Consider the following 23866-nt stretch of genomic DNA (forward strand, 5'->3'; position numbering starts at 1 on the left):
CCTCGGTTTCGATCGGCGGTTCAGTGCAGGATGAACTCGCCCTTCAGTGCCCGCCATTCCGTGGCTGAGATCAGCTTGCGGTGGACATAGCGCACCGAATGCAGCGGCCCGTCCAGTTTCTCTTCCCAGAATTTCAGGAAGCTGCGCATTTCCGGAAAGTCCGGTGCCAGGTCGTAGTGCTGCCACACATAGGTCTGGAGGAAGGTCGGATGATCCGGCATGTGGTAGAGGATCTGGGCGGTCGTCAGGCCGTAGCCCTTCAGTTGCAGTTCCATTTCGTTCGTCATTAGGACCTCACTTCTCGCAAAGGTTGGTCTCTATGATGAAACGCTCGATTTCTTAATCAAGGGCTAATATTTGCCCTGAAATGAAACTTTCGTCAGAAATAACAAAAGCTTGGCAGCATCTCACGGAGAGTGCTGCCAAGCTTTGTTCGTCGGCGATATCAGGAATTAGCGCTTGAGGTGACGGGTCAGCCGCGCTTCCAGCAGGCTCCAGATGTTGCGCAGGATCTCGACCATGATCAGGTAGAGAATGGCTGCCCAGATATACATCTGGAAGTCGAAGGTGCGGGAAAAGGCGTAACGGGTTTCGCCCATCAGGTCGAAGACGGTGACGATCGCGACGATCGCCGAGCCCTTGATCATCAGGATGATTTCGTTGCCGTAGGGGCGCAGCGCCACGATCATCGCCTGCGGCAGGATGATCTTCCAGAAAGCGACGCGTTCGGGCAGACCAAGGGCGGCGGCACCTTCACGCTGTCCGCGCGGCACGCTCTCGATTGCGCCACGCAGGATTTCCGCCTGGTAGGCTGCGGTGTTGAGCGTGAAGGCGAAGAGCGCGCAGTTCCACGCATCGCGGAAAAACCACCACAGGCCGACCGTTTCCAGCTGCGGGCGGAAACTGCCGAGGCCGTAATAAATCAGGAAGAGCTGCGCGAGCAGCGGCGTGCCGCGGAAGAAATAGACATAGCCGTAGGCGAGCCACGACCAGAGCTTGTTCTTCGACATGCGGGCAAACGCGATCGGCAGCGACAGAATGGCGCCCAGCACGATCGAGATCGAGACCAGCATCAGCGTCACGCCGAGACCGGAAAGGAAGCGCGGACCGTATCTTGCGAATTTTTCCGGGTCCCAGCCATCGACGATGGTCAGGAAGATGCCGACGCCAAGCGCCAGCCAGACTCCGAGCGCGACGCTGCCGACGAAGCGGGTCAGCGTATAGGGCCTGGGCGGAACCGGAGGCGGGGCCTGCGGCGGGATCATCGTTGCAACAGCGCTCATCGGCCCATCTCCGCACGTTTGGTCCAGCGTTCCAGGTTCGCAAAGACGATCGAGGAAATCATCGCGAGGATCAGGAAGAGCACGCAGGCGACACCATAGAATTCAAAGGCTTGCTTGGTAACGCGGGCGGCGATGCCGGTCTGGCGCAGGATGTCGGTCAGGCCCACCACCGAGACCAGCGCGGTGTCCTTGAGCAGCGCCATCCAGAGATTGCCGAGACCGGGCAGCGCGATGCGCACGAGCTGCGGCAGGATGATGAGGCGCATGGTCCTGCCGCGATGCAAGCCAAGGGCATCGCCGGCTTCGTATTGTCCGTGTGGAATGGCCTTGAAGGCGGAGAGCAGCACTTCGGAACAATAGGCGGAGAACACGACGCCGAGCGCGATCATGCCGGCGAAGAAGGCGTTGATCTCCACCGGCCCCTCGTAGCCGAGCGTCGCCAGCAGCTGCTGAACGAGGATCTGCAGGCCGTAATAGACGATGAAGAGCGTCAGCAGTTCGGGCAGGCCGCGGAAGATCGTCGTGTAGATGTTGGCGGCCAACCGTATGGTGCGCTCTTCGGACTGCTTTCCGAGAGCGATGAAAAAGCCGATCAGCAGGCCGACGGGCAGCGTCGCGATGGCAAGGCTCGCGGTTACCACGAAGCCGTAGGCGATATCGTCGCCCCAGCCCGTATCGCCGCAGGCCAGCAAGGTGCCGGGCGCCAGCCAACGAAAGACCCCGACGGGGCCGCAGAATGGATCGACGATCGATCCGATCCAGGAGAGGATGGAATAGAAGCCGGCAAACAACCCGCTCATGTCAGAAGTTTCCCCTTTGCGCCGTTTTTGTGTGTATCGATCGCGCTTTGTTTTAGGCTCTTGTCAAACAAAAACGGCGGAAGGGCAAGCCGTCCGCCGTTGCAATTTTCGCATGAACTGACGTTTCTCCGGCATGATTCACTAGGAAATCGCGCCGGATCCCGTCAATCAGCTGCCGTAAACGTCGAACGGGAAGTACTTTTCGTTGATTTCCTTGTACTTGCCGTTGGTGCGGATCGCTTCGATCGCCTTGTTGAACTTTTCGCGCAGCGCGTCGTCGCCCTTGCGCACGGCAATGCCGGCGCCTTCGCCGTTGATGACGGGGTCGATCGGCAGCGTGCCGAGCAGCTTGCAGCAAGCACCGTCAGTCGACTTCAGCCATTCGGAGAGCACGACGACGTCGTCGATGACGGCGTCGATACGGCCGTTGGCGATGTCGAGCTTGTACTCGTCAGCCGTCGGATAGAGCTTGATGTCCGCACCCTTCATATGCGCTTCGGCATAATTGGAATGGGTGGTGGAGCCCTGCGCGCCGAGCGTCTTGCCCGCAAGCGCTGCCTCGGTCGCCTCGGTGATCGGCGAGTCCTTCGGCACGACGATTGCCGGCGGCGTGTTGTAGTACTTGTTGGTAAAGTCGACCTTTTCCTTGCGCTCGGCAGTGATCGACATGGATGCGATGATGGCGTCGAACTTCTTGGCGATCAGCGCCGGAATGATGCCGTCCCAGTCCTGCGTGACGAAGGTGCACTCGGCCTTCATTTCCGCGCACAGTGCCTTGGCGATGTCGATGTCGAAGCCCGTCAGCGTGCCGTCCGCTGCAAGGTTGTTGAAGGGCGGGTAGGCGCCTTCCGTGCCGATAACGACCTTTTCGCCGTCGGCCATGGCCGAGCCTGCCATGAGCACGAAAACGGCAGCCGATGCGGCGGCTGCCAGCCGCTTGGAAATACGCATGATAGTCCTCTCTGTTGGCCGACATCCGGTTTCTTGTTTTTCACGGATGCCAATTTGCGCCGGAGCGTTTGCCTCCGGTTGCGGCGATATTCGTACTCTTTTCCTGTAAAAATCAACAGGAAAGCGAAGGTGCTCACCGGGAAAAGGATTTCGACCGCAGATTGTGGTGACGGGGCGCGCAATGAACATGAACGGTGCGTTCAGCGCCGGTTAATCTTGCCTCCGCTAGCCCTTATCAAGGAACCGGCGCGTGGCTCGGGCATTGCACTTGACGGCGCGTGTCGTTGGCAACACAAAAAAGCCGGAACCTTGGGTCAAGGCCCCGTGAGTATTCGCGTTCGCATCCATTCTTAGCCGTGTCATACGCTGGGAAGAGGATGCGGGACCAGGACCTCCCAAGAAGAGGAAGGAAGACAAATGTCGATTCGATCCAAACTGTTTGCAACCGTCGCGCTGCCGGTGCTGTCGGTGTCCGTCGCGGTTCCGCCCGCGGTCGCCGACAACCTGATGAAGCCATTCGAGGTTGCACAGGAGGGCGGCGGTCAGTCTGAGGAAGAGCTGCTGCTGCAGAAGCAGCGCCAGGCTGAAGAAGAGGCCGCGCGCCAGGCTGCCGAACAGCAGAAGGCTGCCGAGGAAGAGGCCGCCCGTGCGGCGGCTGAACAACAGAAGGCTGCCGAGGAAGAAGCTGCCCGCGCGGCCGCTGAACAGCAGAAGGCTGCCGAGGAAGAGGCTGCCCGCGCGGCCGCTGAGCAGCAGAAGGCTGCCGAGGAAGAGGCTGCTCGCGCAGCCGCTGAACAGCAGAAGGCTGCCGAAGAAGAGGCTGCCCGCGCAGCCGCTGAACAACAGAAGGCAGCTGAAGAAGAAGCCGCTCGCCAGGCGGCTGATCAGCAGAAGGCCGCTGACGAGCAGAAGGCAGCTGACGAGCAGAAGGCTGCCGAAGAGCAACAGAAAGCCGCTGAACAGCAGAAGGCTGCAGAAGACGAAGCTGCCCGCCAGGCTGCCGAACAGCAGAAGGCAGCTGAAGAGCAGAAAGCTGCCGAGCAGCAGAAAGCTGCGGAACAGGCTCAGCCCGGTACCTGTGTCGTTCCGGAAGGCCAGGATGCATCGACCGCATGCCCGCCGGAAGGTGGCAAGGCAGCCGAACAGCCTGCGACCACCGAGGAGCAGAAGGCTGGCGAGCAGCCGCCCGTGACCGAGGAGCAGAAGGCCGGCGAACAGCCCGCGCCGACCGAAACGGCGCCGGGCACGGAGCCGCAACCCCAGACTGGCGAAGGCCAGCCAGTACCTGGCACGGAGCAACCGCAGACCGGCGAGGGCCAGCCAGTACCTGGCACCGAGCAGCCGCAGACCGGCGAAGGTCAGCCCGTCCCGGGGACCGAGCAGCCGGCGACCGCCGAGCAGCAGCCGCAGGTGCAGCAGCCGGTTCCGGAGGTGGTCGACACCCGCACCGAAGAAGAGAAGGTGAAGATCGCCGAAGACCCGGCGGCGACCGACGAGACCGTCGTTCTGCCGGTTGAAAACGGTGCGGCCGTGCTCGACAGCGACAAGGACGCCGACAATGCCGGCGGCAACCAGGCGCGCGAAGAGCGCCAGAAGCTGCGCGAGGAGCTGCGCGCCAAGGAAGAAGACGCGCCGGCGCCGGCCGACGATGCCGCATCCCAGGCTGCCATCACCGCCGAGACCCCGGCCGACCTGACGCAGAAGATCGAGGCGAACCTTAACGAAAAGGGCACGCGCGTCGATGAGGCGCCGGTCTTCGTGGTTCCGGAGACGACCAACATCGTCAACAACACCGTCATCAACAACACGGTGATCAACAACAACACGACGGTCAACAACATCACCAACAACATCACCGAGGTGAAGGTCGTCGAGCAGGTCGACAACCGCGTGATCCTTGGGGTCGGTGACCAGATCTTCGTACGTGGTGATGATCGTCCGCGCCTGCGCCACGATGCCGAAGAGACCTATTACGACGAGCTTCCGCGCGGTCGCACCCGCGAAACCATCCTGCGTCCGGGCGGCTACCGGATCGTCACCGTCTACAACCGTTACGGCGACATCCTGCAGCGCTCGCGCGTTGATCGCGACGGCAACGAATATCTGATGATCTATGCGCCTGAGCGTGACGAAGGTCCGCGTCCGGCGATCATCGACGTCGGCTATGAACTGCCTCCGATGCGCCTGCGCATTCCGGTACGCGACTATATCGCCGACGTTTCCGACGATCCGGACCGCGACTACTACGAGTTCCTGTCCGAGCCGCCGGTGGAGCGCGTCGAGCGTGTCTACACGATCGACGAGGTCCGTCACTCCGCCCGCCTGCGCGACAAGGTTCGTCGTGTCGACCTCGATACGATCACTTTCCCGACGGGCAGCGCCGAGGTGTCGATGTCGCAGGCAAAGACCATGCGCAAGGTCGCAGCTGCTATGGAGAAGGTCCTCGCCAAGGATCCGGGCGAAACCTTCTTCATCGAAGGCCACACCGACGCCGTCGGTTCGGACCGCTCGAACCTCGTGCTTTCGGACAAGCGCGCCGAATCGGTCGCCTCGCTCTTGACCGAGGTCTACGGCATCCCGCCGGAAAACCTGGTGACCCAGGGCTACGGCGAGCGCTTCCTCAAGGTGCGCACGGAGGACGCCGAACAGCAGAACCGCCGCGTCACCATCCGTCGTGTGACGCCGCTGGTTCGCCCAGTCGCGCAGCGCTAAGCAATCTTCGCGCAGCGCTAACAAAGTCGCCCAGCGCTGATTGAAGTCGCCCAGCGCTGATCAAGTTTCGGGCAGGACTGCCCGGTTAACTCTCGGAAACCCGCCTCGCAAAAGGCGGGTTTCTGTCGTTTCACAGATCTCCAGCCTCTTAAATTTCCGGATTGCCATGAAAGCCGTTGCCCTACCGTTCCTCGCCTTCGCCTTGCTCACCCAATCGGCGCTTGCCGCGCCGGGGCTTGTGGAGCCGGATCTGCGGCTGCCGGCCAATCCCGATGGAAAGAGCGGGGCGCCGCGTGTCGCTCTGACGCTCGATGCCTGCAGTGGCGCGACCGACATGCGCATCCTCGGCACGCTGATCGAGAACCACATTCCGGCGACGATCTTCGTGACCGCGCGCTGGCTGAAGCGCAACGGCCTCGTCGTCGAGGTGATGAAGGCGCATCCGGATCTGTTTGAAATCGAGGATCACGGCGCGATGCACGTGCCGCCGATCGACGTGAAGATCTCGGTCTATGGTCTGGCGGCGGCCGGCTCCGAGGCGGCTGTTGCGGCCGAAGTCGATGGCGGTGCGACGGCGATCAAGGCGCAAGGCCTGCCTGCGCCGCACTGGTTCCGTGGCGCTACCGCCAAATATACCCATTCGTCGATGAGCCAGATTCGCGCCATGGGTTATCGCATCGCCGGCTATTCGGTGAACGGCGACGGCGGCTCGCTGCTCGGCGCAGCGCTTGCCGAGAAGCGGATACGCGCAGCGAAGGACGGCGACGTCATCATTGCCCATATCAACCAGCCGACCCATTCCGCCGGCGCGGGCGTCGCGCGCGGCATTCTCGACCTCAAGGCGAAGGGCTACAGCTTCGTCCGGCTGAACGACGTCCCGGATGAAATGACGGTCGGCGCGACGAATTGACCGTCTTTGGCGGCTAACGCCTGAAAACGTCCGTCATGTAGTGGCTGTCCCTGGGAAAACGTCTGCCATCCAGTGACATCTCTCCAGGGCGTGGCATCGTTCGATGCTCTGCTCGCGTGGTGGATTGCGCGGCCAAACGGCATGCCTCATGGCTATGAAAGGCCGCTGCTCGACGCATTGAGGCGGTCCGTCGAAATCCGTTTTCCGTTGCCGGCGTCTCCCCATAGGCTTGAGGCGCCATGCCTGGCTCTGGAGGGGTGGATGAAACGTGTCGTCTTCGGGCTTGTTATTGCGCTGCTGTCGCAGATGCTCTCGTCATCTGCTCGCGCGGATGGCGCAGGGACGGCATTGCCGCCGTTCGAGCAGGTGTTGCAGCGTGCCGAAGAAGGAGATGTCGAGGCGCAGGTCGATGTGGGCATGCGCTATCAGACCGGCGAGGGCGTTGCCCGCGATGTCATGAAGGCCATCGGCTGGTATCGCAACCCGGCCGAGAAGGGCAATGCGAAAGCGCAGTTCCTCCTTGCTACGATCTATTTCAACGGCGCCGAAGGCGTGAAGCAGAACTATGCCGAGGCGCTCCGCTGGTTTCGGCTCTCCGCCGAGCAGAACACGCCGGCCGCGCAATACAATCTCGGGGTTCACTACGAACAGGGTTTGGGTGTTGCCAAGGACGAGGTGCAGGCCGTCGCCTACTATCGGCTGGCAGCGGACCAGGGCTATGCAACGGCGCAATACAACCTCGGCTATATGCTTCAGGAAGGGCGCGGCACGAAGCGCGATCAGGCCGCGGCCTTCGAATGGTATCGCAAGGCGGCAGAGCAGGGGCTGGTGTCGGCCATGCACAATCTGGCCATCGCCTATTTTCAAGGAAACGGCACGCTGAAGAATGACGCGGAGGCCTACCGATGGACGTCTCGGGCCGCGGTCGCCGGGGAGGCTCGCGCTCAATTCAATCTCGGATTCATGTACGAGAAAGGCGCCGGTGTAGAACGCAATCTGGCAGAGGCCCTACGCTGGTATCTGCGTGCCGCCGAGCAGGGAAACGTCAAGGGACAAGCGAATGCCGGCAGGCTCTATTTCAACAGTGAGGCCGGGCGGGTTAATGCCAAGGAGGGAATTCGCTGGCTGCGGCCTGCTGCTGATGCCGGCAACAAGGATGCGCAAAACCTCCTCTGCAGCGTTTACGTTCGCGCCTTCGGGCTCGGGCGCGACGATCGGGAGGCGGTGACCTGGTGCCGCAAGGCGGCCGACCAGGGCATGGTCTCGGCGCAGGTGGATCTGGCGATCCTCTATATGTTGGGGCGAGGCGTCGAGAAGGACGAGGCTGCGGCGTTCGAACTGTTCCTGAAGGCGGCAAGGCAGGGGCATTCCCAGGCCCAGATGAATGTCGGCGTCATGTACCTGAACGGTACCGGCGTGGCGGAAAACTACGCGGAAGCGCACCACTGGTTCCTGACGCTCGCTGAGCGCGGAGATCCAAAAGGTCAATTCAATCTGGCGGTCATGTACGCCAACGGCCAGGGCCTCGAGAAGAACGTGAAGGAAGCAGCCCGGCTCTATGCGCTTTCGGCCGAGCAGGGCTATGCCCTGGCGCAGTACAATCTCGCAATGGCCTATCTCAACGGGATCGGCGTGGAAATCGACACTGCGGCTGCCGTCAGGTGGTTTCGCAAGGCCGCCGAACAGGGAAATGCCGATGCGCAACTCAATCTCGGCATCGCCTATGCCAGAGGCGACGGTGTGGAGAAGGATCTTTCGGCCGCGGCCGAATGGTATGCCAAGGCCGCCGCGCAATGGATGCAGAAGGCGCAACAGGCGCTTGCCGCGCTGCCGAAAGAGTATCGCGACGCCTCGCAGCGTTGAAGCTTGAGGCGCCGCTCATACGGTCGTCAGGAAGCGTCGCCTTTGCGTTGCAACCCCGTGACCTTTTCGACGAAGTCAGCGATCGCTGTGGTGTCGTCGAGATCGAAGACGGGTAGGTCGCTGTCCGTGACCGGGTGGTCGGCTGCAATCGCGCAGATGTGCGGATCGGTGGGGGCCAGCGGCTCGCGGTTTGCCGACTCAAGACGTCGCGCCTCGATCTTCGGGATCGGTTCGCGCTTGTAGCCTTCGATGAGCACGAGATTGCAGGGGGCGAGCCGCGCAAGGATCTCCTCGAAGCTTGGTTCCGGCGCACCGCGCAGCTCGTGCATGATCGCAAAGCGCGTGCCGGAGACGATCGTCACTTCATGGGCGCCAGCCTCGCGATGGCGGTAGCTGTCGGCGCCGACCTTGTCGATGTCGAAATCGTGGTGCGCGTGCTTGACGGTGGAAACCACGTGGCCGCGCTGCGTCAATTCGCTGACGAGCCGTACCATCAGCCCGGTCTTGCCGGAGTTCTTCCAGCCGGCGATGCCGAAGATCTTCATGGCGCTCATGCATTTCTACCCTTAAACAAGCTCGACCATTCTTCCGCCTCGGTGAGATCCGCAGGCGTGTTGACGTTGAAAAAGGGATCGAATGCACCCTTCGGCGTCATGGTGACAGGAAAATCGACCGTTACCGAGGCATGGCGTTCGATGAAGGCACGGACGCGCCGCTTCGGGTCGTTCGTCAGCCAGCTCTCCAGATCGTCGGCGAGCGCGACCGGCCAGAGTGCGAACAGCGGATGCATCTGGCCGACGGATGCCGCGACGGCAATTTGCTGAGGTTGGGTCAGGGCGCCGGCTAGTCGCGCGACGAGATCCTCCGGAAAGAACGGTGTATCGGTCGGAACGACCACGACATGGGATGCCTCCGGCGCGCTCACCGCCACATGGCGCATGGCCGTCAGCACGCCGGCGAGCGGTCCGAGAAAACCCGGAACCGTATCGGCAATAACGGGCGTATTTCCGCCGATCGCGTATGCCGGCTCGGCGTTGAGATTGACGGCGATACTCGTAACCTGGGGCCGAAGCCGCTCGATGATGTGCGAAAGCATCGTGCGGCCGCCGAGCTTGAGGTCCGACTTCGGGCTTCCCATGCGGCGCGACAATCCGCCGGCGAGGATGACGGCTGGTAGCGGCGCGCTGATCAGCGAGGGGTGTCTGGTCTCCGGCATCGGGCGGCTCCTATTCCAGCGGGCCGGTCAGCGAGCGCTGGGCGACCGCTTTTCGGCCGCGCAGGGTCTCGCGGTAGAAGGTGTAGAGGCCCGAACCGATAATGACCGCGACGCCGACCAGCATCCATCTGTCAGGCACTTCCGCAAAGAAGAATATGCCGATTGCGATCGACCAGATCAGGCTGGTGTAGCGGAAGGGCGCAATGACCGAGATATCGCCGGCGCGCATGGCCAGCACGATCGTCTGGTAACCGAGCATGAGGAGAACGCTTGCTGCCGCGATATGGCCAAACGTCGTCGCTGACATCGGCTGCCAGCCGCCCATCGGCTGGATGAGAACGGCGCCGACGATGGTTGTGACGAGGGAGGTCGACACGGTGATGTAGAGCGAGGGCACGTCATGGCCGATGCGGCGGGTGCAGAGATCGCGGGTCGCCGTGACGAACACGCAGGCGACGACGGTCAGTGCCGCTGGCGTGAAACCCTCGGGACCGGGCCGGAGCACGATCAGCACGCCGATGAAGCCGGCGATGATCGCCGTCCAGCGCCGCCAGCCCACCGGCTCGCCGAGGAACAGGGCGGCGCCGAGCGTGACTGCCAGGGGCAGCGCCTGCATGATCGCCGAGGCATTGGCGAGCGGGATTTGGCCGAGGGCGGAGATATAGGTGACCGAGGCCAGCGCCTCCATGGCGATGCGCAGCAGGATCACCGGCTTCATAAGGGTGCGGAGCGGCCGAAAGGCACGAAAGTGCCAGGCGGCGAGCACCACCATCAGCGTCGTCAGCAGCCCGCGCACGAAGATGATCTGGCCGACATTCATCGCGCCGGTGACGGATTTGACGAGCGCGTCGTTGCAGGAGAACGTGACCATCGCCAGGCACATGAAAAGAATGCCGCGGAAATTGGTGGAGGCTTGCATGCTGGCTGTCCTGCGGCGCCGGAAAGCGGGCTACGCTGTCGACGAATGGGGAGGCGAATCCACGGGATGGATCGCCTAATGTTTAAGCATTGGCTGCCGGCTTGTGCAAACGGGTTCGCATGCGGCAGCCGTTTTTCTTTCAGCGCAAGTAGAACGGTTCGTCCCGGCCGAGTTCAATTGCCCGGAAGACTGTGGCAGGCCGATACAACTTCCGCCGGAGAACATGAGCTTATTCGCGGAATCTTAAGTTTCGCTGCCTATCGTGGCTTGCAATTCCGCATCCATTCGCATGACGCGATCGGCGGGGTGGCGCCGCAGTAAACCTTGCAGGGTGGCCATTCCAGGGACGTCTGCCCAGGCTTAGGAGAGCCTTCGGCACTCGTCCTATCGGTGTTTCCACCAAGAAAAGCCGCCGCGCGGGCCTGCTTCCCATAAGAATAGTTCAGGGGTGCGCAATGTCTTTCATCGATCGCCTGCTGCAGCGCTTGCGGATCGTCACCAAGGTTCTGCTTTTCGTGGTTCCGCTTGTGGCGCTGATTGCCGGTATTGGTCTCATTGGCTTCTTTACCGCCCGCACGCTCAACGGCCATATGACCGTGACGCGGGAAACCATCAATAATCTCTCGGACTTCCAGGCGCTCCGCAGTGCGCTGCAGGCTTTTGCCGATACGCCGAGCGAGGAAACTCGGGCTGCTTTGGCGAGCCAGATCGACGAGCAGGAAAGTGGCGTGAAGACGCTCGACGGCCTGCTGACGCGTGGTGAGGATAAGGCGGAGATCGCCTCGGTGCTGGCGCTGGGCGAGGCGATGCGCAGCCAGACGGAAAAGCTCTGGGCGACCAAGCTCGAACGGGACCAGGTGACGGCATCGTTGGAAACGGCGCTCGCCGAGATGACCGAGCAGGGCAACAGCGCCTACAAGCAGATCGACATCATCCGCAAGGAATCCGGCGAGAAGGAAGCCTTCGCCAAGGCGCTGCTCTTCGATGCCGCCGCCTATCAGGGCCTTGCCGAGCGCATCAAGAAATTCCGACTGCCGGTCACGATGGCCGTCAATCCGGATGCCAAGATCGAACAGGCTGGCAAATTGCTGCCGCATCTCGTGAAGCAGATCGATGAGGCGGAAAAGATTGCCTCGGAAAAGGTGCAGGCGCCGATTGCCGACGTGAAGGAGCAGGCGCTCAAGGTTCAGGCGATCCTTGCCGGTACCGAAGACAGCGAGGCGAAGAAGAACGCGCTGGTGCCGGTTCTCAGCAAATTCTCCAAATATGAAGCGGACTTCGCCAAGGAGGCAGCCAAGAACTCGGATACGGCGGCCAAGCGCTTCGTCGGCATGGATGCCGAGATCTCGCAACTGAAGACCCTGATCACGCTGATGGGCGATACCTTCAAGGGGCTCGACAGCACGCGGCTGCATATCAGCGAGCTGCACCGCAAGCTCGATGCCGCTGGCCGCGAGCCGGTCATGGCCGACCTCCAGGCGGTTCGCGAAACGGCGGGCAAGCTGGGCGAACTCGGCGGCAAGAACGCGGCGCTCCGCGATCTTCCGGCGAAGCTCGGCCCCTCGCTCGACAACATCGACAAGGGCACCGCGGCACTGATCGACGTCGGCGGTCGCTGGCAGGAGACCAAGGCCGAAGCCTCGGCCCTGGTCGCGTCCGCTAGCACCACGCTCGAAAGCTTCGTCAGCAGCGCGCAGGAAGCCGGCAAGGTCGACAGCCAGCGTTCGGCCGACGTCTCGATCGTCGCCATGATCGCCGGCACGCTGCTCGCCATCATCGGCGGCCTGATGCTGGTCGAAACGCTGCGTGGCCCGCTGAAGCGCGTGACCGAAACGATGACGCGGCTTGCCGGCGGCGATCTCGACGTTGCCATCGAGGGTCGCAACCGCGGCGACGAGATCGGCGACATGGTGCGCTCCGTTGCCGTATTCCGCGACAATGCCGTCGAGAACGTGCGGCTGGGGCGCGAGGCGGAGGCAGCACGTGCGCTTTCGGCAGAAGAAGAAGCGCGCCGTGCCGCGGAGCGTGCCCGGGTTGAGGCCGAGCAGATGCAGGCGCTGAACGCGCTTTCGGATGTTCTCGCAGCTCTCGCCGACGGCAATCTCGAGGAAGGCATGGCCGAGGACCTGCCGGCCGACTACGTCATCATGGCGCGCACCTACAACAATGCGGTCGAGGCGTTGCGGGCGACGCTGGCCGACGTGCGTGTCGTGACAGGCGAGATCACCGGTGGCACCGGCAATCTCGCGTCGTCGGCTGACGACCTGGCACGCCGCACCGAGCAGCAGGCAGCCGCACTCGAGGAAAGCTCGCGTGCCCTTCGGCAGTTGACGGAGATCGTTCGCACGACGGCGGAAAGCGCGCGCAAGACGACGGTTTCGGTGGGCGAAACCAACTCCTATGCCAAGCATTCCGGCCAGGTGGTGGCCAAGGCGATCGACGCGATGGCGGAGATCAACCGCTCCTCCGAGAAGATCAGCACGATCATCGGCGTCATCGACGAGATCGCCTTCCAGACCAATCTTCTGGCTCTCAATGCCGGCGTCGAGGCGGCGCGGGCAGGCGAGGCGGGCCGTGGCTTTGCCGTGGTGGCGCAGGAAGTGCGCGAGCTTGCCCAGCGTTGCGCAGGAGCGGCCCGCGAGATCAAGGGCCTGATCTCCGAAAGTTCGGCACAGGTGAGGAGCGGCGTGGCTCTGGTGCAGGAAACGGGCGACGCGCTCACCGTCATCAACATTCACATCACCACGATCCACGACCTCGTCAGCAATATCGAGGCCTCGGCGGCTGACCAGTATACCGGCCTCAACGAGGTCAATTCGGCCGTGCATGAGGTCGAGCTGATCACCCAGCAGAACGCCGCCATGGTCGAGGAGAACACCGCCGAGATCCACGGGCTGCGCCGGCAGGTGGAAGCGCTTAACGAGAAGATCGAGCGCTTCCGCACCGGTACGGAGGGAATGGGTGCGCAGCCGCAGGGGCGTCGCAGCTACGCCGCCTGAGCTGTTCCTCCGACGGCGGCTTTCAAGGCTTGCCGCCCGGCTTATCAGCCCCTCACCCTAACCCTCTCCCCGCAGGCGGGGCGGGGGGACGTGCACGGCGGCAAGACATCCCAATGCAGGTAGCCGGAAAGCGCAAGCCGTCGACGCGTCCGTGCGGAGTACGTGGGGACACGAACGTGTGCCCCACATTCCCTTCTCCCCGCTTGGCGAGGGAGAAGGTGCCGGCAGGCGGTTGAGGGGCCGCCTGCCGGTTGTCGTTCCAATTGTACAATAGGCGAGAGGATCAGCCGCCGGTGACGCTCATGTGGCGGGCGACGGCGGGGCGGTTGTGCTCGCGGTCGATGATGAAGTCGTGGCCCTTCGGCTTGCGGCCGATCGCCTCGTCTATCACCTGGCTCAAATAGGCATCGTCTTCGGAGGCCCTGAGCGCCGTGCGCAGGTCGGCCGCGTCGTTCTGGCCGAGGCACATATAGAGCGTGCCCGTGCAGGTGAGGCGGACGCGGTTGCAGCTCTCGCAGAAATTATGCGTCATCGGCGTGATAAGGCCGAGCCGCCCGCCGGTCTCCGCGACCTCGAGATAACGCGCAGGGCCGCCGGTGCGATAGGGAATGTCGGAGAACGTGAAGCTCTGTTCCAATTGCCGGCGCATCTCGGAGAGCGGCATGTAGTGGTCGGTGCGGTCCTCTTCGATCTCGCCCATCGGCATGGTTTCGATCAGCGTCAGGTCCATGCCGCGGCCATGGGCCCAGCGCATGAGATCGGGGATCTCCGCGTCGTTGAAACCTTTCAGCGCCACCGCATTGATCTTGATCTTGAGGCCGGCAGCCTGGGCCGCGTCGATGCCTTCCATGACCTTGGAGAGGTCGCCCCAGCGGGTGATCTGGTGGAACTTCGCCGGGTCGAGCGTGTCGAGCGAGACGTTGATGCGCTTGACGCCGCACTCGACAAGCTCGGAGGCATATTTCGCGAGCTGCGAGCCATTGGTCGTCAGCGTCAGCTCGTCGAGCCGGCCGGCCTCGATCTCCTTGCCGAGCTCGCGCACCAGGAACATGATGTTCTTGCGCACCAGCGGCTCGCCGCCGGTAAGCCGCAGCTTGCGCACGCCCTTGGCGATGAAGGCGGAACAGAGCCGGTGCAATTCTTCGAGCGTCAGCAGATCCTTCTTCGGCAGGAAGGTCATGTGCTCCGCCATGCAATAGGTGCAGCGGAAATCGCAGCGATCGGTGACCGACACGCGCAGATAGGTGATCGCTCGACCGAAGGGGTCGATCATCGGAGCGGACTTCTGCTTTAGCGGCCTAGCGCCGAACCTGTCTATCGTGGCTGTGTTCAAAACGTCTTTCTCCCAGCCCTTTCAATGTCGTCGTCGAACCTGCTCGCGTCAAGGCGCATACTGTCGCAAACTGTTGATCGGAAGAGCAGGGTAATTCTCGCCGGCCGATTTCTGCGCTAGTGCATACTCATCCCTAAGTCAAAGCCGCTTCAGGGATGGGAGTTTCAGCACGCAAGGTGCGATGAAGCTTCACGCGGATCACGGCGAATGGACGGCATCGCATTTGCCGTTCGCGAACAGGAGCAGGCAATATGAGTGAAATCTGGCCGACGGAACTGCGTGTCTCCAAAGATCGCCACCGGCTCGTCGTCACCTTCAACGATGGCGCATCCTTCGATCTCTCGGCGGAGATGCTGCGGGTGCTTTCGCCCTCTGCCGAAGTCCAGGGCCATGGGCCGGGCCAACGGGTGACGGTGCCCGGCAAGCGCAACGTGCAGATCATTTCGGTGCAGCCGACCGGCAATTACGCGGTGCGCATCGGTTTCGACGATTTTCACGATACCGGCATCTTCACCTGGAGCTATCTGCGCGAACTCGGCGAGAAGGGTGGAGACCTGTTCGGCGCTTACGAGCAGGAACTCGTTGAGAAGGGCATGTCGCGCGACAAGGCGGAAAAGCCGCGCTGACCTCGACCGTGCCTGTCGTCAGGCCAGTTCGTCCTCTTCTTTCAGCAGTATCCCGATCAGCCGCTCCATGGATCGGGTGACCACCATGCAGTCCTCCAACGGCTCGTCGTCCAGCAATTTCTCGATCAGCGCCGTGTGGATCTCCATGGCTGCCTCCGTAAGGTTGCGCCCCTCCTGTGTCAGCGACAACCGCAGCACCCGTTTGTCCTTCTCGTCGCCGCGGCGCAGGATCAGGCCGCGCTTTTCCAGCTGCGGCAACAGCATGCTCATGTTGGAGCGGCCCACCAGCAGTTTGCGTGCCAGCTCCTGCTGCGAAATGCCGTCGAAGCGGTAGAGGTTGATCAGGATATCGAGGTGTGGCGGCTTGATGTCGAGATGGGCGATCTCGCGTGTCACCGTCTGCTGCATGAGCTGGCAGGCGCGCGCAACGGCGATCCAGCTGCGGAAACGGGGGTGGTCCCAGGGGAAATGATGTTCGTTCGTCACTTGATTTTTGTTCAACGTTGTACAATTATGTTCAGCATTGAACATAACAAGAGATTCCCACTATGGCACCCTTTGCGATCAAGGTCATCCGTCAGACGCTGAAAGGCGTGGCAGCGTTCTCGCCCGAGGTCGCCGGCAGGCTTGCCTTCAAGCTTTTCAGCGTGACGCCCGGCAGGAAGCCTAAGAACGCCAAGGAGAAGGCGGCGCTCGCGGCCGCGGCGCCCGTGATCGCCACGGGACAGCCGGTGACGCTTTCCTATGCCGGCGGCTGGGTGCTGGCACGCCAGTTCGCCGCTCCGCGCAATGCCGCCAACGCCAAGCGCATCCTGCTCGTGCATGGATGGGGATCGCGCAGCGACTATCTCGCCGCGATGATCGACGGGCTCGTCAAGGGTGGAGCCGAGGTGGTGACGCTCGACTGGCCGGGGCATGGCGGCTCGCCGGGGCGCACACTCACAATGCCTGCAGCGGTTCGGGCGATCGACGCTGCCTGGCGGCATTTCGGCAATTTCGACGTCTGCGTCGGTCATTCCTTTGGCGGCGGCAGCCTTGCCTGCGCGGCAGGCGGCATCGTCTGTGACGTGCGCAGCCATGTGGCGAAGAAGCTGGTGCTGATCGGCGCGCCGAGCGAGATGACATGGCTTTTCAAAGGTTTCGGGAGAATTCTTCGTCTGGCGCCGAAGACGCAGGCGGCCTTCGAAGGTGTCGTCGAGCGTCTCTCCGGCCAACGCCTCGAGGAATTCGACGCAGCGCGGATCATCGGCGTGCTCGCCGTGCCGACGCTGGTCATCCATGCGGAGGACGACAAGGAAGTCAGCGCCGATCATGCCCGCCGCTATGCGGCGGCCGGGCCGAACGTCGAGATGTTTTGGGCAAACGGCTTCGGCCATCGCCGCATCGTTTCGGCCGCACCCGTGATCGCGCGGATCAATGCCTTCATACACGCGGAAGATCAAAAAGCCGCGGCCTGACTATTTTTCGTTGCTGCCGTCATCAGACTGTCATGCTATCGGTCGAAGGGTCGCTTTAGCCTCCGGAATCGCTTCGCAATCCGCGCCCTGCCATCGATCCGGAGATCTTTCGGTATTGGAGGACGGCATGTCGGTCATCACCTCGGTCGAGGAACTCAACGCGCTCTATGGCGGTGTCAGCGAAGCATCGGTGGCCAAGGTCACCAAGACGCTGACGGCGGAGTATCGGCTGATGATCGAGGCTTCGCCTTTCTGCGCGCTCGCAACCGTCGGGCCGGAAGGGCTCGACTGTTCGCCCCGCGGTGCCGACGATTGCGTGGTTCGCGTCGCCGACGACACGACGGTGCTGCTTCCCGACTGGCGCGGCAACAACCGGGTCGATTCGCTCGCCAACATCGTCCGTGACCCGCGCGTGGCGCTGATGTTTCTGATCCCCGGCTCAAACACGACGATGCGCATCAACGGCACCGCGGTGCTCAGCATCGATCCGGAATTGACTGGGAGCTTCGAGGTTGACGGCAAACACCCGCGCAGCGTCATTGTCGTGACCATCGGTGAAGTCTATTTCCAGTGCGCCCGTGCGGTGATGCGCGCGCAGCTCTGGAACCCGGAACGTTTCCTCGATCCGGCATCGCTGCCGACGCCCGGCACGCTGCTGAAGGCTGCCAAGGCGGATTTCGACCGCGAAACCTATGACCGCGAATGGCCGGAGCGCGCCGCCAAGACCATGTGGTAGGCTGCTGCGGGGTCTGACCGGTACGGTCGCCCATCTCAGCGAAGCGCGCGGGTGGAGGCTTTGGTGCTGCAGCATGCTCTGACAGGTGCATCAGCACTCCTGCTCGCTCTCTTGGCCGGCAAGGCGACAGCCGGCGAGCCAAGTCTATCAGAGAAGCTCAGCCTGCTGGCTACGGCCTACCCCGATGCCATCGAGCGGATCGATGGCAATATCCTGGTCCTGCGGGATGGTGGGGCGCCGCTCTCCATCGACGACGGCAGGAAGAAGAGCCATGCCGAAAAGCTGGCCGCGGCGGATATCGAGGACAGCCTGTCACAGATCTATCCGCTGGGCGCCTGTGCACAGCCGCCGGCCGTCGATTTCGACCCTGGGCGCATTCGCAGTGAAACGCTACTGAAACGCCTCTACGGCGGCAGCGCGGCCGCGGTTGGGCGGGATCTCGTCTCCGTGAACTGGTTCGGCGAATGGCTGCAGGTCACGAGGAAGCAAGGAACGGCCGCGGCGCTGAAGGCGGTCGCCGCGGACCTTTCGCAGCATGCCGAACTCAAGCGCTATCTCAGCCCAAGCGCCGGCACCTTCAACTGGCGGCCGATTGCCGGCGCGGCAACGCTGTCGGTCCATAGCCTCGGCGCGGCTATCGACATCAACACCGATTTCGCCGACTACTGGCGCTGGGCCGGGAAGGCCAAGGGAGCGCACGGCTATCGCAACCGCTATCCGCTCAAAATCGTCGAGATTTTCGAGAAGCACGGCTTCATCTGGGGTGGCCGCTGGTACCACTTCGATACGATGCATTTCGAGTACCGGCCGGAACTGATCGCGATCGCTCGGGCTGCGGGTGCGGATGCCTGCCGTCGCTAAACGGCCGCCTCGCAACGTCCAGAGGGGTTAACCACTCGCAAGTCCTGGCACACAAAAAAAGCGCCCGGGAAGGGCGCTGATTTTGAGGTACATCGCAGGACGCGCGTCTTGGCTCAGCGTCGATAGATCAGCCAATTGCGGCCGGATTCCTTGCGCATGCCGTCTTCGAAGAGAACGGTCTTGTTGCGCCCGCCATTCTTGGCCGAATAGAGCGCGATATCCGCCTTGTTGTAGAGATCGACAGGGTCTTCGGCTGCGGTCGCCATGCAGACACCGACGGAAAGCGTGATCGGGCCGTAGTTGACCCCGGTTTTCGAATTCCGGAAGGGCGTTGCCGCAAGAACCGTGCGGATGCGATCGGCGATCTGCAGGCATTCTTCCTGGGTGCTGTCGCCAAGGATGATGGCGAACTCCTCGCCGCCGGTGCGGGCAACGAAGGCCTCGCGGCGCAGGTTGGCGCGTAGGACGCCACCGACGGTCGCGAGAATCTTGTCGCCGACCGGATGGCCGAAGGTGTCGTTGACCTTCTTGAAATGGTCGATGTCGGCAACGAGCAGGCCGGTGAAGTTTCTCAGGTGCTCGTTATTGTAGACGGCGGCCAGATTGTCGTCGAAGGCGCGGCGGTTGGCCAGCCGCGTCAGCGAATCGGTGTTGGCGATGCGCTTGTACTCGTCGAGTTCCTGCCGGATGACTTCCATCTCGAAGGATTTCTGCACGACGGTCTGCACGCGCTCCTTGCCCTGGCTCATCGTCTCGGCGGTCGCCTCGGTCAGGATGCCGATCGCATGGCGCAGGATGTCGGCGCTCGACGCGCTCTTGCTGACGATGTTGACATAGGCTTCGTCGAGAACCTTGTTGTAGTTCTCGGGCGCGTATTGCTCGTCCTTCAAAAGCGTGACCAGTTCGGCGAGCTTGGCTGCAAGCGTCGTGTGGGCGCGCTCGATGCCGGTCGAGCGGTGAATGTGGCTGAAGTACTGCGCGCCGATCGCATCCAGCTCTTCCTGGGTCGCGCGGCTGCCGAGCGCTGCGAGTTCCTTCGAGAGCTGCGGGTTGGAGCCGAGATAGGCTTCGTAATAGAGCTCGTAGTTGCGGGGGATAGGCGCGACACCCATCATGCGCATGGCATGGGTTACTTGCGCTGCGATATCGGGCGTCTGTGTTTTGCCCGAGTTTGCCGTTTGCATGTGCAAACCCCCTAATATTAATCACTGCTTACGGGTTATGATTTTTAGGGGCAAATGATTTGCGAAGTCTTAATATTTGCCGCCGCTGTGCACCGCAGTTCGATCGATTGCGGCCGTTCCCGCCGATCTATCCTTGCGTTTGCGACTTGAAGCCACGGCGCCGTTGAGGCGCCGTGGTGTGTCAAAATGGATCAGGCCGGGCTGATCATCGTTTCCGGGCGGACGATCGCGTCGAATTCTTCGTTCGTCACGTAGCCGCCGCCGACGGCTTCTTCGCGAAGCGTCGTGCCGTTCTTGTGCGCGGTCTTGGCGATCTTGGCTGCGTTGTCGTAGCCGATCTTCGGAGCGAGCGCGGTGACCAGCATCAGCGAGCGGTCGAGTGCCGCCTTGATGTTGTCTTCGCGTGCCTCGATGCCGACGACGCAATTGTCGGTGAACGACACGGCCGCATCGCAAAGCAGCTGCACCGACTGCAGGAAGTTGTAGGCCATTAGCGGGTTGAAGACGTTGAGCTCGAAGTGGCCCTGGCTGCCGGCGAAGGTGAGGGCGGCGTGGTTGCCGAAGACCTGGACGCAGACCTGGGTCAGCGCTTCGCACTGGGTCGGGTTGACCTTGCCGGGCATGATCGACGAGCCAGGCTCGTTTTCAGGCAGCGACAGTTCGCCGAGGCCGGAGCGCGGGCCGGAGCCGAGGAAGCGGATGTCGTTGGCGATCTTGAAGAGGGCGGCGGCCGTCGCGTTGATCGCGCCGTGGCTGAAGACCATGGAATCATGGGCGGCAAGCGCCTCGAACTTGTTCGGCGCAGAAGTGAAGGCGATGCCGGTGATCTTGGCGATCTCTTCGGCGACCTTCTCGGCAAAGCCGACCGGCGCGTTGAGGCCGGTACCGACGGCCGTGCCGCCCTGAGCCAGTTCGCAAAGACCGGGCAGCGTCATCTCGATGCGCTTGATCGAGGAGGCGACCTGGGCTGCGTAGCCGGAAAATTCCTGGCCGAGCGTCAGCGGGGTTGCATCCTGGGTGTGGGTGCGGCCGATCTTGATGATGTGATCGAATGCCTTGACCTTGGCTTCCAGCGCCTTGTGCAGGTGCTTCAGCGCCGGCAGCAGGTCATGGATCACCCGTTCCGCGCAGGCGATGTGCATCGCCGTCGGATAGGTGTCGTTCGACGACTGGCTCATGTTGACGTGATCGTTCGGATGCACCGGCTTCTTCGAGCCCATGACGCCGCCCATGAGTTCGATGGCGCGGTTCGAAATCACCTCGTTGGCATTCATGTTCGACTGGGTGCCCGAACCGGTCTGCCAGACGACGAGCGGGAAATGGTCGTTGAGCTTGCCGTCGATCACTTCCTGCGATGCCTTGACGATGGCATCGGCGACGGTCGAATCCAGACGGCCGAGCGCCTGATTGGTGCGGGCGGCTGCCTGCTTGACGATGCCGAGTGCCCGGACGATCGAGGCCGGCTGCTTTTCCCAACCGATCTTGAAATTGCCGAGCGAGCGCTGGGCCTGGGCGCCCCAATAGCGGTCGCTTGCCACTTCGATGGGGCCGAACGTATCTGTTTCCGTGCGCGTCGATGTCATCGTGATACCTGCCTTGATCATGCGGTTCATGAAGCCTGGGCGAGGGGGCCGGGCGGCGCATCTCCCCAGGGTGCCGGGCCTCTCTCTGCCCCGCCTGCCGGAGCTTGTAAAGGGGCGTGGCGCGGCTCGCCATGCTACAATCGTTTGAAACGTTGACGTGCAACAAGGCCGGCCCGGAACGATCGTGATTCGGTCGCTTGCGGGCCGCGGGCCCTGTTGTGATGTTTCGGTCACAGGCGCGGCGTTCTTTTTACGCGCCGATCGGCGGCTGCAACCGGCCCATGACCTCCTGCTGAAATAAAATCCATATGGATCAAATTTTTATCCCCCTTCGAACGTTATGGAATCGAGGCGTTTGCTGGGACGAGGAAGGAGATTCAAGGTCGATGTTCGCGGGCGCGTTTCCTTTTCATTCACCATCCTTTTCTATAACTTTCAGTGCACGAGGGCGTGGCGAGAATCTGGCTTCAGTCGAATTCGGCGACAACGCGATACGGGGACGTAGTTTCATATGAGAGTAATTAAGACGGCAGCGATCGTGGCGCTCATGAGCGGCTGTGCGATCGCGACCATGGATGCGCGGCCGGCTTCGGCCTTCACGTTCGGCGATTTCATCCGGGCAGGCCGGAAGAAGACCGAGGCTCAGCAGGTTCAGCCGACCCAGCCGCTGCCCGGCGTTGGTGGTTTCATCGACCCGCAGCAGAATGCGGCCAGGCCGCTGCCGAAGGTCACAGGCCCCAAATATTACACCTACAAGGCGGAGCCGCTGCGTCGCATCTCGACCGACAAGTTGCTCGATCCGGTCGTTACCGGCTCCGTGCGCAACGATGCGCTGCCGCCGATGCTGCGCACGCCGCTTGCCGACGCGCGGCAGTTCCTGCCGGATATCAACGTTCGCGCGTCTGGCGACGTCGCCAAGGCGGTCGAAGCCCATTACGGCGCCCGCATGGATTACATCTGGATTGGCGCCGAAGGCGTGAACGCCAAGGCAAAGGCGGCGGTCGCCGTTCTCGCCGATGCAGCCAAGGTCGGCCTCGACCCGCAGGATTATACGGTCAACGTACCGGCAGACACTTTCGACCGCGGCGACATGATCGCGCGCGAAAAGGAACTGCTGCAGTTCGAAATCGCGCTGTCGGCGGCAACGCTCACCTATGCGCAGGACACGGTGCGCGGCCGCATCGATCCGAACAAGATCTCCGGCTACCACGACTTCAAGCGCAAGACTGTCGAACTCGCCCCGCTTCTCGACAAGCTGTCGGCGAGCAACGACGTCGCCACGCTTCTCAACGACCAGAACCCGAAGAGCGCGCAATTTGCGGCACTCTCCGTCGAACTGGAGAAGCTGAGGGCGGAAACGGGCGCCGAGCAGCGCGTCGAGATCGCGCCGGGCACGCTGCTTAAGCCGGGCCAGAGCAATCCAGAGCTCGCCAACATCATTGCCGGTATTCGCCTCAAGGGCTCGGAAGCGCTGAAGACCGAACATGCTGCGGTTCTTGCCGCTTACCAGGGAACTCCGGAATACACGCCGGAACTGGTAACCGTGGTCGAAGCCTTCCAAAGGGAACACGGGCTGAAGGCTGACGGCGTCGTCGGCCAGGCGTCGGTGCGCATCCTGACGGGTGGCGACAGCGTGGCGAACAAGATCAACAAGCTTGAGATCGCCATGGAGCAGGCGCGCTGGCTGCCGGATGGCCTCGGTGGTCGTTACGTCTTCATCAACCAGCCGGCCTTCACCGCGACCTATACGGACCAGGGCGCCGAGCAGTTCTCGATGCGCGTCGTCGTCGGCTCGAAGGCGAACCAGACGTATTTCTTCCAGGACGAGATCCAGACCGTCGAGGTCAATCCGTACTGGGGCGTGCCGCAGTCGATCATCGTCAACGAGATGCTGCCGAAACTCCGCAGCGACCCGAACTATCTCGATCGCATGGGCTATCAGGTCGAAGTCGGCGGACGGCCCGTGCCGTCGTCGTCGGTCAACTGGTATGGTTCGACCGCATCGGTTGCCGTGCGCCAGCCGCCGAGCAGCGACAATGCGCTCGGCGAACTGAAGATCCTCTTCCCCAATTCGCATGCGATCTACATGCACGACACTCCGTCGAAGAGCTTCTTCAAGCGCGACAACCGGGCACTCAGCCACGGTTGCGTGCGGCTTGCCGATCCGCGTCTGATGGCGGCGGCCGTGCTCGGCACGAGCGTCGAGGACGTCGGCAACGAGATTGCCGGCGGCCACAACAAGGCGCTGCAGGTTCCGGTGAAGGTGCCGGTTTATGTCGCTTACTTCACGGCATGGCCGAACAAGGATGGTGTCGTCGAGTATTTCGACGACGTCTATGAGCGCGACATGTACATGAACCGCGCCTTTGACGCGACGCGCGGCGCCCGCAGGGCCGAAGGATAAGACACAAGAATAAGAAAAGGCCGCTTCGA

The 23866-nt window shown here is 62.5% G+C and carries 20 protein-coding genes; 9 read left to right on the plus strand and 11 right to left on the minus strand.

The window, feature by feature from the left end:
• Positions 1 to 20: 20 nt before the first annotated feature.
• The 4 genes from V7S54_RS06050 to V7S54_RS06065 all read right to left on the minus strand — a co-directional run bounded on the left by V7S54_RS06050 (position 21) and on the right by V7S54_RS06065 (position 3034).
• Entirely contained in the window at positions 21 to 287 is a 267-nt protein-coding gene (locus tag V7S54_RS06050; RefSeq protein ID WP_057248840.1) for an usg protein, read from the minus strand.
• Between the two features lie 165 nt (positions 288 to 452).
• Positions 453 to 1283, minus strand: coding sequence for an ABC transporter permease (locus tag V7S54_RS06055; RefSeq protein WP_065373509.1), 831 nt, complete (start codon positions 1281 to 1283; stop codon positions 453 to 455).
• Entirely contained in the window at positions 1280 to 2083 is an 804-nt protein-coding gene (locus V7S54_RS06060; protein WP_065373510.1) for an ABC transporter permease, read from the minus strand. The genes V7S54_RS06055 and V7S54_RS06060 overlap by 4 nt, the downstream gene beginning before the upstream one ends.
• A 168-nt stretch (positions 2084 to 2251) precedes the next feature.
• Positions 2252 to 3034: an ABC transporter substrate-binding protein gene (locus tag V7S54_RS06065; protein ID WP_065373511.1), complete on the minus strand. Its 783-nt coding sequence runs from the start codon at positions 3032 to 3034 to the stop codon at positions 2252 to 2254.
• A 417-nt stretch (positions 3035 to 3451) separates the two neighbouring features.
• Between V7S54_RS06065 and V7S54_RS06070 the strand changes: the two genes are divergently transcribed.
• The 3 genes from V7S54_RS06070 (at position 3452) to V7S54_RS06080 (ending at position 8519) form a co-directional block, all read left to right on the plus strand.
• Entirely contained in the window at positions 3452 to 5746 is a 2295-nt protein-coding gene (locus tag V7S54_RS06070) for an OmpA family protein (RefSeq protein ID WP_065373512.1), read from the plus strand.
• A gap of 166 nt (positions 5747 to 5912) precedes the next feature.
• Positions 5913 to 6656, plus strand: a complete 744-nt coding sequence (locus tag V7S54_RS06075) for a polysaccharide deacetylase family protein (RefSeq protein WP_065373513.1) — start codon at positions 5913 to 5915, stop codon at positions 6654 to 6656.
• 261 nt (positions 6657 to 6917) lie between these two features.
• Positions 6918 to 8519 carry a tetratricopeptide repeat protein gene (locus tag V7S54_RS06080; protein ID WP_336408403.1) on the plus strand — a complete coding sequence of 534 codons (1602 nt, stop codon included), beginning with the start codon at positions 6918 to 6920 and terminating at the stop codon, positions 8517 to 8519.
• 26 nt (positions 8520 to 8545) lie between these two features.
• Here V7S54_RS06080 and mobB read toward each other — a convergent pair whose 3' ends face one another.
• The 3 genes from mobB to V7S54_RS06095 are packed head-to-tail and all read right to left on the minus strand — an operon-like array spanning position 8546 to position 10654.
• A complete protein-coding gene (gene mobB / locus V7S54_RS06085) occupies positions 8546 to 9073 on the minus strand; it encodes a molybdopterin-guanine dinucleotide biosynthesis protein B (protein WP_065373516.1) in 528 nt (175 codons plus the stop codon).
• Positions 9070 to 9735 (minus strand): molybdenum cofactor guanylyltransferase MobA, encoded by a 666-nt coding sequence (mobA, locus tag V7S54_RS06090; RefSeq protein WP_065373517.1) that lies wholly within the window; start codon positions 9733 to 9735, stop codon positions 9070 to 9072. Before mobA ends, mobB begins: the two co-directional genes overlap by 4 nt.
• 10 nt (positions 9736 to 9745) lie before the next feature.
• Complete coding sequence (locus V7S54_RS06095; protein WP_065373518.1) at positions 9746 to 10654, minus strand: DMT family transporter; 909 nt, start codon at positions 10652 to 10654, stop codon at positions 9746 to 9748.
• 455 nt (positions 10655 to 11109) lie between these two features.
• On the opposite strand from V7S54_RS06095, the gene V7S54_RS06100 reads away from it, so the two are divergent.
• Complete coding sequence (locus V7S54_RS06100) at positions 11110 to 13653, plus strand: methyl-accepting chemotaxis protein (protein WP_065373519.1); 2544 nt, start codon at positions 11110 to 11112, stop codon at positions 13651 to 13653.
• 283 nt (positions 13654 to 13936) lie between these two features.
• Here the strand turns inward: V7S54_RS06100 and moaA are convergent, their stop codons facing one another.
• Positions 13937 to 14986, minus strand: a complete 1050-nt coding sequence (moaA, locus tag V7S54_RS06105) for a GTP 3',8-cyclase MoaA (RefSeq protein ID WP_083203539.1) — start codon at positions 14984 to 14986, stop codon at positions 13937 to 13939.
• Between the two features lie 251 nt (positions 14987 to 15237).
• Here moaA and V7S54_RS06110 point away from each other — a divergent pair, with 251 nt between their 5' ends.
• Complete coding sequence (locus tag V7S54_RS06110; protein WP_065373521.1) at positions 15238 to 15612, plus strand: gamma-butyrobetaine hydroxylase-like domain-containing protein; 375 nt, start codon at positions 15238 to 15240, stop codon at positions 15610 to 15612.
• Between the two features lie 18 nt (positions 15613 to 15630).
• On the opposite strand, the gene V7S54_RS06115 is transcribed toward V7S54_RS06110, so the two are convergent.
• A complete protein-coding gene (locus tag V7S54_RS06115) occupies positions 15631 to 16143 on the minus strand; it encodes a MarR family winged helix-turn-helix transcriptional regulator (protein ID WP_336408402.1) in 513 nt (170 codons plus the stop codon).
• A gap of 17 nt (positions 16144 to 16160) precedes the next feature.
• On the opposite strand from V7S54_RS06115, the gene V7S54_RS06120 reads away from it, so the two are divergent.
• From V7S54_RS06120 to V7S54_RS06130, 3 genes are all read left to right on the plus strand, one after another.
• Positions 16161 to 17069 (plus strand): alpha/beta fold hydrolase, encoded by a 909-nt coding sequence (locus V7S54_RS06120; RefSeq protein WP_065373523.1) that lies wholly within the window; start codon positions 16161 to 16163, stop codon positions 17067 to 17069.
• Positions 17070 to 17196: 127 nt separating this feature from the next.
• The gene (locus V7S54_RS06125; protein ID WP_065373524.1) at positions 17197 to 17805 is read left to right on the plus strand and encodes a pyridoxamine 5'-phosphate oxidase family protein; all 609 of its coding nucleotides are present in this window, start codon (positions 17197 to 17199) and stop codon (positions 17803 to 17805) included.
• 63 nt (positions 17806 to 17868) lie between these two features.
• The gene (locus V7S54_RS06130; RefSeq protein ID WP_234792954.1) at positions 17869 to 18666 is read left to right on the plus strand and encodes a M15 family metallopeptidase; all 798 of its coding nucleotides are present in this window, start codon (positions 17869 to 17871) and stop codon (positions 18664 to 18666) included.
• A 113-nt stretch (positions 18667 to 18779) separates the two neighbouring features.
• Here V7S54_RS06130 and V7S54_RS06135 read toward each other — a convergent pair whose 3' ends face one another.
• The gene (locus tag V7S54_RS06135) at positions 18780 to 19850 is read right to left on the minus strand and encodes a GGDEF domain-containing protein (RefSeq protein WP_336408401.1); all 1071 of its coding nucleotides are present in this window, start codon (positions 19848 to 19850) and stop codon (positions 18780 to 18782) included.
• A 191-nt stretch (positions 19851 to 20041) separates the two neighbouring features.
• Complete coding sequence (fumC, locus tag V7S54_RS06140; RefSeq protein WP_065373745.1) at positions 20042 to 21433, minus strand: class II fumarate hydratase; 1392 nt, start codon at positions 21431 to 21433, stop codon at positions 20042 to 20044.
• Positions 21434 to 21944: 511 nt separating this feature from the next.
• On the opposite strand from fumC, the gene V7S54_RS06145 reads away from it, so the two are divergent.
• Positions 21945 to 23837: a L,D-transpeptidase family protein gene (locus tag V7S54_RS06145; protein ID WP_065373526.1), complete on the plus strand. Its 1893-nt coding sequence runs from the start codon at positions 21945 to 21947 to the stop codon at positions 23835 to 23837.
• Positions 23838 to 23866: the final 29 nt, after the last annotated feature.

Origin of the sequence: Ensifer sp. CCNWLY38 (assembly GCF_037120565.1) — a bacterium.
Taxonomy (GTDB): Bacteria; Pseudomonadota; Alphaproteobacteria; order Rhizobiales; family Rhizobiaceae; genus Ensifer; species Ensifer adhaerens_H.

Excerpts from the sequence above, each read along its gene's own strand:
- V7S54_RS06110 (WP_065373521.1), top strand. The coding sequence starts at position 15,238 with ATGAGTGAAATCTGGCCGACGGAACTGCGTGTCTCCAAAGATCGCCAC.
- V7S54_RS06120 (WP_065373523.1), top strand. The coding sequence starts at position 16,161 with ATGGCACCCTTTGCGATCAAGGTCATCCGTCAGACGCTGAAAGGCGTG.
- V7S54_RS06060 (WP_065373510.1), bottom strand. The coding sequence starts at position 2,083 with ATGAGCGGGTTGTTTGCCGGCTTCTATTCCATCCTCTCCTGGATCGGA.
- V7S54_RS06080 (WP_336408403.1), top strand. The coding sequence starts at position 6,918 with ATGAAACGTGTCGTCTTCGGGCTTGTTATTGCGCTGCTGTCGCAGATG.
- V7S54_RS06115 (WP_336408402.1), bottom strand. The coding sequence starts at position 16,143 with ATGTTCAATGCTGAACATAATTGTACAACGTTGAACAAAAATCAAGTG.
- V7S54_RS06095 (WP_065373518.1), bottom strand. The coding sequence starts at position 10,654 with ATGCAAGCCTCCACCAATTTCCGCGGCATTCTTTTCATGTGCCTGGCG.
- mobA (WP_065373517.1), bottom strand. The coding sequence starts at position 9,735 with ATGCCGGAGACCAGACACCCCTCGCTGATCAGCGCGCCGCTACCAGCC.
- V7S54_RS06125 (WP_065373524.1), top strand. The coding sequence starts at position 17,197 with ATGTCGGTCATCACCTCGGTCGAGGAACTCAACGCGCTCTATGGCGGT.
- V7S54_RS06135 (WP_336408401.1), bottom strand. The coding sequence starts at position 19,850 with ATGCAAACGGCAAACTCGGGCAAAACACAGACGCCCGATATCGCAGCG.
- mobB (WP_065373516.1), bottom strand. The coding sequence starts at position 9,073 with ATGAGCGCCATGAAGATCTTCGGCATCGCCGGCTGGAAGAACTCCGGC.
- V7S54_RS06070 (WP_065373512.1), top strand. The coding sequence starts at position 3,452 with ATGTCGATTCGATCCAAACTGTTTGCAACCGTCGCGCTGCCGGTGCTG.
- V7S54_RS06075 (WP_065373513.1), top strand. The coding sequence starts at position 5,913 with ATGAAAGCCGTTGCCCTACCGTTCCTCGCCTTCGCCTTGCTCACCCAA.
- fumC (WP_065373745.1), bottom strand. The coding sequence starts at position 21,433 with ATGACATCGACGCGCACGGAAACAGATACGTTCGGCCCCATCGAAGTG.
- V7S54_RS06100 (WP_065373519.1), top strand. The coding sequence starts at position 11,110 with ATGTCTTTCATCGATCGCCTGCTGCAGCGCTTGCGGATCGTCACCAAG.
- V7S54_RS06055 (WP_065373509.1), bottom strand. The coding sequence starts at position 1,283 with ATGAGCGCTGTTGCAACGATGATCCCGCCGCAGGCCCCGCCTCCGGTT.
- V7S54_RS06065 (WP_065373511.1), bottom strand. The coding sequence starts at position 3,034 with ATGCGTATTTCCAAGCGGCTGGCAGCCGCCGCATCGGCTGCCGTTTTC.
- V7S54_RS06145 (WP_065373526.1), top strand. The coding sequence starts at position 21,945 with ATGAGAGTAATTAAGACGGCAGCGATCGTGGCGCTCATGAGCGGCTGT.
- V7S54_RS06050 (WP_057248840.1), bottom strand. The coding sequence starts at position 287 with ATGACGAACGAAATGGAACTGCAACTGAAGGGCTACGGCCTGACGACC.